The sequence below is a fragment of the Stenotrophomonas sp. 3diitr2024 genome (genome assembly GCF_042136455.1).
Lineage (GTDB): Bacteria > Pseudomonadota > Gammaproteobacteria > Xanthomonadales > Xanthomonadaceae > Stenotrophomonas > Stenotrophomonas sepilia.
Map to the genome: position 1 here is coordinate 1 of NZ_JBHHMJ010000360.1, position 8622 is coordinate 8622.

Genomic DNA, 8622 nt, shown 5'->3' on the forward strand with positions numbered 1-8622 from the left:
GTCCTGTAGAGCCGAGCCTATGCTCGGCTTCGTCTGGATTCAGCCGAGCATGGCTCGGCTCTACAGAAACGAAAAAGCCGGGCACTGCCCGGCTTTTTCATTCACATCGGCAGGCTTACTGCGCCTTGATCGCCATCGCCTGCAGGCCGGTGCCATCCAGCTTCTGCTTGGCTTCGGACAACTCGCCGGCACTGCCGTACGGGCCCATGCGCACGCGGTACACGGTCTTGCCGTTGATCTGCGCCGACTCCACGCGTGCCGCCAGGCCCATCATGGCCAGCTTGGCCTTGGTGGCTTCGGCGTCACCGGAAGCCCCAAAGGCTCCTGCCTGCAGGATGTAGCGGGCGTTGTCGGCGGCCGCCGGTGCAGCTGCGGATGCCGGCGGTGCCGATGCGGCGGGCGCGCTTTCCGCGCGCGGCGCCGGAGTCGCGGCCGCCGTGCTGGCCGACGGGGTTGCCGCAGCCGGGCGCTCGCTCAGCGGTGCCGGCAACGGACGGTTGGTCGCGGTTACCGGCGCGGTGCTTGCGACGCTGGCCGTTGCGGTCGGTGCCGGCGTGGCCGTACTGGCCGGCGGTACCGGCTTGCCCTCCAGCGCGGCCTGCGCGCGCGACGCTTCGGCCTTGGCCCGGCGCTGATCCTCGGCGCGCGCGCTGGCGGCCAGTTCGGCGTCGGACATTTCCACTTCCTTGCCCGGCAGCAGGGTGTAGAAGTCGTACTGCGTCGCGGCGGGCTTCTCCGGTTCGGCCGGCTTCGGCGTGGCCGGCTGCGCGTCCGGCTGGCTGCCGACATCGCTGTCGGCATCAGCGACCGGGGCCGGCTGCGCGTTCGGGTTCGGCTGCGGACCGGCACGCAGGAAGCCATCGCCTTCGCCCTTGAACAGGTTCGGCGCCGCCAGGAACACCACGGCGGCGATCGCCACACCGGCCACCAGCCACACCCATCCGGGGGTGCCCTGGCTGCTGCTGTTGCGTCGTGCCTGGGTTTTGCCGCGTCGTGCTGCCATGTGTACTGCGTCTCCTGATGCTTACATTTTTTCCGGGGCACTCACGCCCAGGAGTTCGAGGCCGTTGGCCAGCACCTGGCGCGCCGCGCAGGCCAGGGTCAGCTTGGCGTTGCGATCGGTGGCGTCGTCCACCAGCACCGGCGTCCCGTGATACCACGTGTGGAAGGCATGCGCCAATTCACGCAGGTACTGCGCCACCAGGTGCGGCTCCAGCGCCACGCCGGCCGCTTCCACCACTTCCGGATACCGCGAGATCTCGTTCATCAGCCCCAGCGAGGCATCGTCGGCCAGGCGGCCCAGATTGGCCAGGCCATTGCCCTGCTCGTACACAAGGCCCTTTTCCTGGGCCTGGCGCAGCAGGCTGCAGACGCGGGCGTGCGCGTACTGCACGTAGAACACCGGATTGTCGTTGCTCTGCTGGCGGGCCAGGTCGATGTCGAAGGTCAGCTGCGAATCGGGCTTGCGCGCGATCAGGAACCAGCGGGTCGCATCGCGGCCGGCCTCCTCGATCAGGTCGCGCAGGGTGAAGTAGCTGCCGGCACGCTTGGACAGCTTCACTTCCTCGCCGCCGCGCATGACGGTGACCATCTGGTGCAGCACGTATTCCGGCCAGCCCTGCGGGATGCCCACTTCCAGCGCCTGCAGGCCGGCGCGTACGCGCGCCAGCGAGCCGTGGTGATCGGCACCCAGTTCGGTGATCGCGCGCTCGTAGCCGCGCTGCCACTTGGACAGGTGGTAGGCCACGTCCGGTACGAAGTAGGTGAAGGTGCCGTCGGACTTGCGCATCACGCGGTCCTTGTCGTCACCGAAATCGGTGCTGCGCAGCCACAGCGCGCCGCCTTCCTCGTAGGTGTGCCCGGAGGCCTGCAGCTTGGCCACGGCCTCGGCGACCTTGCCATCGGCGTACAGCGAGCTTTCCAGGAAGTAGATGTCGAAGTCGACGCCGAAGGCGGCCAGGTCCAGGTTCTGCTCGTTGCGCAGGTAGGCCACGGCGAAGCGACGGATCGCCTGCATGTCGTCCGGGTCCTTGGCGCCGACCACCAGCGTGCCTTCCAGGTCAACGCTGGCGCCGGCCATGTAGGCGCGGGCAACATCGGCGATGTACTCACCGCGGTAGCCGCCTTCCGGCCAGCCTTCCTGGTCCGGCGCAATGCCCTTCACGCGGGCCTGCACCGACAGCGCCAGGTTCTCGATCTGCACGCCGGCGTCGTTGTAGTAGAACTCGCGCTTGGCGTTCCAGCCGTTGGCGTCGAGCACGCGGGCCACGCAGTCGCCGATCGCCGCCGCGCGGCCATGGCCGACATGCAGCGGGCCGGTCGGGTTGGCCGACACGTACTCCACGCCCACCGTGCGGCCATTGCCGGACAGGTTGCGGCCGTAGTCGTGGGCTTCCTTGATGACCGACGCGGCTTCGCGCTGGTACGCAGCCGGAGCCAGGTGGAAGTTGATGAAGCCGGGGCCGGCGATCTCGACCTTGCTGACGTCCTCGCTGCGCGGAAGCGCCTCGACCAGCGCCTGAGCCAGTGCGCGCGGATTGCTGCGCGCGGCCTTGGCCAGCAGCATCGCGGCGTTGGTGGCGAAGTCGCCATGGTCACGGGTCTTCGGGCGCTCGACCACGAAGTCCGGCGGCAGGGAGTCGGCGGGCAGGGTGCCATTGGCGCGCAAGGCTTCGATGCCTTGGCTGATCAGGGCGCGGAGGAGATTTTTCACGAGGCCTGCTGTGAGAATGAGCGGCGGAATCGCCCATTTTAGCGCAGATACCCGCGCCCACGCTGACTAGAACATGCCTGTGGGGGGTACCTGCCCGGCCCTGGTCAGGCCCGCTCAGCCGAACAGGCGTGGCTGGGGCGGGGACAGCAGGCCCCGTTCAGCAAACGAAACGGGGCGGCCTTCGCCGACCACGAAGTGGTCCAGCAGGCGTACGTCCACCAGTGCCAGCGCCTGCTGCAGTTCATCGGTGATCCGGGTGTCGGCGCCGGAGGGTTCCGGGTCGCCGGAGGGGTGGTTGTGGCTGAGGATCACCGCTGCCGCATTGTGCAGCAGGGCTCGCCGCACCACCTCGCGGGGGTAGACCGGGGCGGCATTGATGGTGCCCTGAAACAGTTCCTCGCAGGCGATCAGCCGGTGGCGGTTGTCCAGGAACAGCGCCATGAAGATCTCGCGGGCCTGGCCGCGCAGGCGGTGCTGCAGGTAGCGGCCGACCGCGGCTGGGTTGTTGCCGACCGCCTCGCCCTGCTGAAGCTCGGCGGCCAGGTAGCGATGGGCCAGTTCCAGGCCGGCGGCCAGGGCACAGCTTCGTGCCGGCCCCAGCCCCGGCAACCGGGCCAGCTCGCGGGCCGGGCGGTCCAGCAGCACGCGCAGGGGGCCATGCGCCTGCAACAGGTCGCGGGCGGTCTGCACCGCGTCGCGTCCACCGAAGCCAGAGCCGAGGAACAGCGCCAGCAGCTCTGCGTCGGACAACGTGGCGGGGCCGCGGGCGATCAGCTTCTCGCGGGGACGTTCCTGCTCGGGCCAGTCATGGATGGGCATGCCTGCATCATCGCCAGCGCGGGTAATGCGTCCCATCAGGGCAGGGCGCACGCCCGGGTAGGCTGTTGCCTCAGTCGCGTCGCGACTGCAGATAGGCGAACAGCTCCTGGTTGTTCTGCAGCCCCAGCTTGCGCTTGGCTTCGGCCTTCTGCCGGCTGATCGTTTTCGGGCTGCGGCCGCAGTGGACGGCGATGGCGTTCACTTTCAGCCCGGCGGCCAACAGGTCCAGCACTTCCTGTTCGCGGGCCGACAGCGCCGCCGGTTCACGCGCGAACATCAGGTCGCGCGCCTGCAGGTGATGGCGCAGCTGCTGCGAGACGAACACCTGCCCGGCCATGGCCGCGTTCAGGGCCTGCGGCAACTCCCCGAAATCGGCGCACTTGTCGACCAGGCCACTGACACCTTCACGCAGCAGGCCATCGAGCAGGCCGGGGTGACGGGCGCCGGTGAGCACCACCACGGGCAGGCCCGGGTGGCGTGCGCGCAGCTCAGCGATCAGTTCCGGGCCATCCGGGCCGGTGCCCGGCATGGAGAGGTCGGTCAGCACCGCGTCGCAGCCGTGGTGCACGACCAGCTGCAGCAGCTGGGCGCCGTCACGCGCGCTGCCGACGACCTCCATCAGATGGGTCTGCAGCACGATGCGGATGCCGTGCAGGACGACGGGATGGTCGTCGGCGATGATGATGCGCGGGTGCACGCGGGATCCTCGAAAAGCGAAGCGGCACACCAGCGGTGGCCACTGACGATTCTGCAAACGTGGCCGGCCTACAGGTATAGGAAAGTTCCGAATCGCGGTGTCTTGAACCCCGGAAGCGTTGTGGTGCAAGTCCCATCTGCTGATAGCCGCCCGCTATGTGCGCTGTGCACCGGGACATTACCGACCATCGGGTAAGCTAATGCCCTCGTTTGCACAGGAATTCCAGGTGGCTGACTCCCCCAACGCTTCCCCCGCGCCGGCCCGCGCGCTGGAAGGCCAGAAACTGCTGTTGTGCGTCGGAGGCGGGATCGCGGCCTACAAGGCCCTGGAGCTGGTGCGGCGCCTGCGCGATGCCGGTGCCCAGGTGCAGGTGGCGATGACCGCCGGTGCCCAGCAGTTCGTCACTCCGCTCAGCTTCCAGGCCCTGTCCGGGCAGCCGACCCGCACCACGCTGTGGGACAGCGCCGCCGAGCAGGCCATGGGCCACATCGAGCTGGCCCGCTGGGCCGACCGCATCGTGGTCGCGCCGGGTACCGCCGATCTGCTGGCGCGGCTGGCCCAAGGCCATGCCGATGACCTGGTCAGCACCCTGTGCCTGGCCAGCACCGCACCGCTGACGATCTGCCCGGCAATGAACCACCGGATGTGGCTGCATCCGGCTACCCAGGCCAACATCGCCCTGCTGCGCCAGCGCGGTGCGCAGGTGATCGGCCCGGTCGATGGCCCGCTGGCCGAAGGTGAATCCGGCCCCGGCCGGCTGGCTGAACCGGGCGACATCGTGGCCGCGCTGGTGGCCAATGGCGGTACCGCTGCGACGGTTGCCGCGCCGGAAACCCGTGCCCTGCAGGGCTTGCGCCTGCTGATCAGTGCCGGCCCGACCTACGAAGACATCGATCCGGTGCGCTACGTCGGCAACCGCAGCAGCGGCAAGATGGGCTTCGCCCTGGCCGCCGCCGCCGCCGCGCTGGGCGCGCAGGTGGTGCTGGTCAGTGGCCCGGTACAGCTGCCGACGCCGCCGGGCGTGCAGCGCATCGATGTGCGCTCGGCCGCGCAGATGCGCGATGCCGTACTGAAGTCGCTGCCCGCCGACATCTATATCGGTGCCGCCGCAGTGTCCGACTACACCCCGCGCCAGGTCGCCGCGCAGAAGCTGAAGAAGACCGCCGACAGCCAGTCGCTGGTGATCGAGCTGGTGCGCACGCCGGACATCCTGGCCGAAGTCGCCGCGCAGACGCAGTCGCTGAAGCTGGTGGTCGGCTTTGCCGCCGAGACCCATGACGTGGAGAAATATGCTCGCGGCAAGCTGATCGACAAGCGCCTGGACCTGGTGATCGCCAACCAGGTCGGCATCAGTGGCGGTGGTTTCGAGAGCGACAACAATGCCGCCACGGCCTTCTGGCAGGACGGTGAACAGGTATTCCCGGCCACCTCCAAGCGCGAACTGGCCGAACAACTGCTGGCGCTGATCGCGCGGAGACTCCAGGCATGACCCAGGCATCCCTTTCCCAACCGCTGCAGGTCAAGCTGCTCGATCCGCGCTTCGGCGACAGCTGGCCGCTGCCGGCCTACGCCACCGAAGCCAGCGCCGGCATGGACCTGCGCGCGGCGCTGGATACCGCGCTGACCCTGCAGCCGGGCGACACCGCGCTGGTGCCCAGCGGCCTGGCCATCCACATTGCCGACCCGAACCTGTGCGCGGTGATCCTGCCGCGTTCCGGGCTGGGCCATCGGCATGGCATCGTGCTGGGCAACGGCACCGGCCTGATCGATGCCGACTACCAGGGGCCGCTGCTGATCAGCGTCTGGAACCGTGGCCGCGAGGCCTTCACCATCGAGCCCGGCGATCGCATCGCGCAGCTGGTGGTGGTTCCGATTGCCCGCGTCAGCCTGCAGGTGGTGGATACTTTCACTGACAGCGTGCGGGGCACGGGTGGATTCGGCCATACCGGGGTGCGTTGACAGGGGACATCGATGAGCGGCATCGGGGAAGGACAGCGGGGACGGTCGTTGGGTCGCAGTGCACCACTACTGGGGGTGCTGCTGATCCTGCTGGCCGGCTGGTTCGGATGGAGCGCGGTGCAGCAATGGCGGCAGGAGGCCAACGGCCAGGCGCTGGAAGAAGCGCGCGACCAGGCCGTGCAGGGCCTGCAGCAGGCCGCTGCAGGCCAATTGCAGCAGCTGCAGCAGCAGTTGAAGAACGATCGCGTGCAGCAGGCGCTGCAGGCCGGCGATGCCGCTGCAGCGGCGCTGGCCGTGCGCGAGAGCTGGACCGGGGTTGAGCAGGTCGAGGTGCTGACGGCCGATCTGGCCAACGCCTATGCCGATCCGGCCACCTTCGGGTATGCACGCCTGGCCCTGCTGGAAGCCGCGCTGGCCGAGGCCAGGCCCAGCCTGCGCGTGGTCCGCGACGGCGGCGGCAATCGCCTGGGCCTGGCCGCGCCGGTGCAGCTGGGCAGCCTGGGGGCGGCCGTGATCTATGTCCGCCAGCCGCTGCTGCGGCTGACCTCGCCGCTGGACCAGGTGCGTGCGCCGTCCGCCGGCTTCCTTGGCCTGCGCCAGGGTGGCTTCGATCTGGTCACCCAGGGCAACGCGGGCCTGTCCGAAAGTGCGGAAGCCCTGGCGCGCCCGGTTGCAGGCACGCCGCTGCGGCTGGTCGCGTCGGTGCCGAATGTCGACGCCGGTCCGCTGGGCCTGGGCGCGCTGGCCAGCGCCATTGTGGCGTTGCTGCTGGCGTTCATTGCCGTGTTGCTGGTGGTGGGACGTGACCGACTGCCGAAGTCGCTGCCCTTGCCGCGCCGCGCCGCAGCGTCCGAGGCCGACCATGGCCCGACCCTGAGCGAGAGCCTGCAGCAGGCGCCGCCACCCGAGGCCGCTGTGACCGGCAGTGGCGATGCCGCGCCACCGCCGCCACCGCCAGTGCCCGCTGAAGAGCTGGCCGCCGGCATCTTCCGTGCTTATGACATCCGCGGCGTGGTGGGCAGTGAACTGACATCGAAGACCGCGGCGCTGATCGGCCAGGCCATCGGCACCGTGGCACTGGAGCAGGGCCTGCGCGAGGTGGTGATCGGTCGCGATGGCCGCCTGTCCGGACCCGAGCTGACGGCCGGGCTGGCCGAGGGCCTGCGCCGTGCCGGCTGCGCGGTGATCGACATCGGCCTGGCGCCGACCCCGCTGGTGTACTACGCCGCCTTCCATCTGCGTACCGGCACCTGCGTGGCAGTCACCGGCAGCCACAATCCGCCCGAGTACAACGGCTTCAAGGTGGTCATTGGCGGCGAGACGCTGTCCGGCGATGCCATCACCGATCTCTACCAGCGCATCGTCGAGGGCCGCCTGGTGCAGGCCGCTGAGCCCGGTGACTACCAGCAGCGCGATGTCAGTGCCGACTACATCCAGCGCATCGCCGATGACGTGCAGCTGGACCGCCCGCTGAAGGTCGTGGCCGATGCCGGCAATGGCGTGGCCGGCGCATTGGCGCCGCAGCTGCTGGAAGCGATCGGCGCCGACGTCATTCCGCTGTACTGCGATGTCGACGGCACCTTCCCCAACCATCATCCCGACCCGAGCGAACCGGCCAACCTGGAAGACCTGGTGCAGACGGTCAAGCGCTTTGGCGCCGATCTCGGCGTTGCCTTCGATGGCGACGGCGACCGGCTGGGCGTGGTGACCGGCGAAGGCCGGATCATCTACGCCGATCGCCTGCTGATGCTGTTTGCTGCCGATGTGTTGATGCGCAATCCGGGCGCGATGGTGATCTACGACGTGAAGTGCACCGGCAAGCTGTCCGACCACGTGTTGCGCAACGGTGGCAGCCCGCTGATGTGGAAGACCGGGCATTCGCTGATGAAGGCGAAGATGCGCGAGACCGATGCCGAGCTGGCCGGCGAGATGAGCGGCCACTTCTTCTTCAAGGAACGCTGGTTCGGTTTCGACGACGGTCTGTACGCCGCTGCGCGATTGCTGGAGATCCTGGCCCAGCGCGAGGAAACGCCGGGCGAGGTGCTGGGCGAGCTGCCGGAAATGGTCGCCACGCCGGAGCTGAAGGTACCGGTGGCCGACGGGACGCCGCATGCCTTGGTGGCGATGCTGGTGGCGGCGGCGCAGTCCCCGGACAACCCGTATGTGGGTGGCCGCCTGTCGACCATCGACGGGCTGCGCGTGGACTTCGCCGATGGCTGGGGCCTGGTGCGTGCCTCCAATACCACGCCGGTGCTGGTGCTGCGCTTCGAAGGCAACGACGAGGCGGCACTGGAACGCATCCAGGCCCTGTTCCGCAGCCAGCTGCGTGACGCAGTTGTGATCGCGCTTGTCGCCGGTGCCACCACCGCGACGGCCCACGCCCAGGAAGCGACCAACCTCGACCGCATCGAGGTCACCGGTTCGCGCATCCGTC

Annotated in this window: 7 protein-coding genes; 3 read left to right on the forward strand and 4 right to left on the reverse strand. The window is 69.1% G+C overall.

Annotated features, from left to right (window positions below; all coding sequences use genetic code 11):
* Positions 1-115: 115 nt before the first annotated feature.
* The 4 genes from ABGA94_RS09125 to ABGA94_RS09140 form a co-directional block, all read right to left on the reverse strand.
* Positions 116-1003 (reverse strand): SPOR domain-containing protein, encoded by an 888-nt coding sequence (locus tag ABGA94_RS09125; RefSeq protein ID WP_375367075.1) that lies wholly within the window; start codon positions 1001-1003, stop codon positions 116-118.
* A gap of 21 nt (positions 1004-1024) precedes the next feature.
* On the reverse strand, positions 1025-2713 hold the full coding sequence (argS, locus tag ABGA94_RS09130) for an arginine--tRNA ligase (RefSeq protein WP_005420518.1): 1689 nt from the start codon (positions 2711-2713) through the stop codon (positions 1025-1027).
* Positions 2714-2827: 114 nt separating this feature from the next.
* Positions 2828-3532, reverse strand: coding sequence for a DNA repair protein RadC (radC, locus tag ABGA94_RS09135; protein WP_014035697.1), 705 nt, complete (start codon positions 3530-3532; stop codon positions 2828-2830).
* A gap of 70 nt (positions 3533-3602) precedes the next feature.
* Positions 3603-4229, reverse strand: coding sequence for a response regulator transcription factor (locus ABGA94_RS09140; protein WP_005420514.1), 627 nt, complete (start codon positions 4227-4229; stop codon positions 3603-3605).
* A 199-nt stretch (positions 4230-4428) separates the two neighbouring features.
* Between ABGA94_RS09140 and coaBC the strand changes: the two genes are divergently transcribed.
* The 3 genes from coaBC to ABGA94_RS09155 form a co-directional block, all read left to right on the forward strand.
* Positions 4429-5718, forward strand: coding sequence for a bifunctional phosphopantothenoylcysteine decarboxylase/phosphopantothenate--cysteine ligase CoaBC (gene coaBC / locus ABGA94_RS09145; RefSeq protein ID WP_095377911.1), 1290 nt, complete (start codon positions 4429-4431; stop codon positions 5716-5718).
* Positions 5715-6188 carry a dUTP diphosphatase gene (gene dut / locus ABGA94_RS09150; protein WP_005420510.1) on the forward strand — a complete coding sequence of 158 codons (474 nt, stop codon included), beginning with the start codon at positions 5715-5717 and terminating at the stop codon, positions 6186-6188. Before coaBC ends, dut begins: the two co-directional genes overlap by 4 nt.
* Positions 6189-6200: 12 nt before the next feature.
* The coding region (locus ABGA94_RS09155) for a phosphomannomutase/phosphoglucomutase (protein WP_375367079.1) at positions 6201-8622 on the forward strand (2422 nt) is incomplete at its 3' end.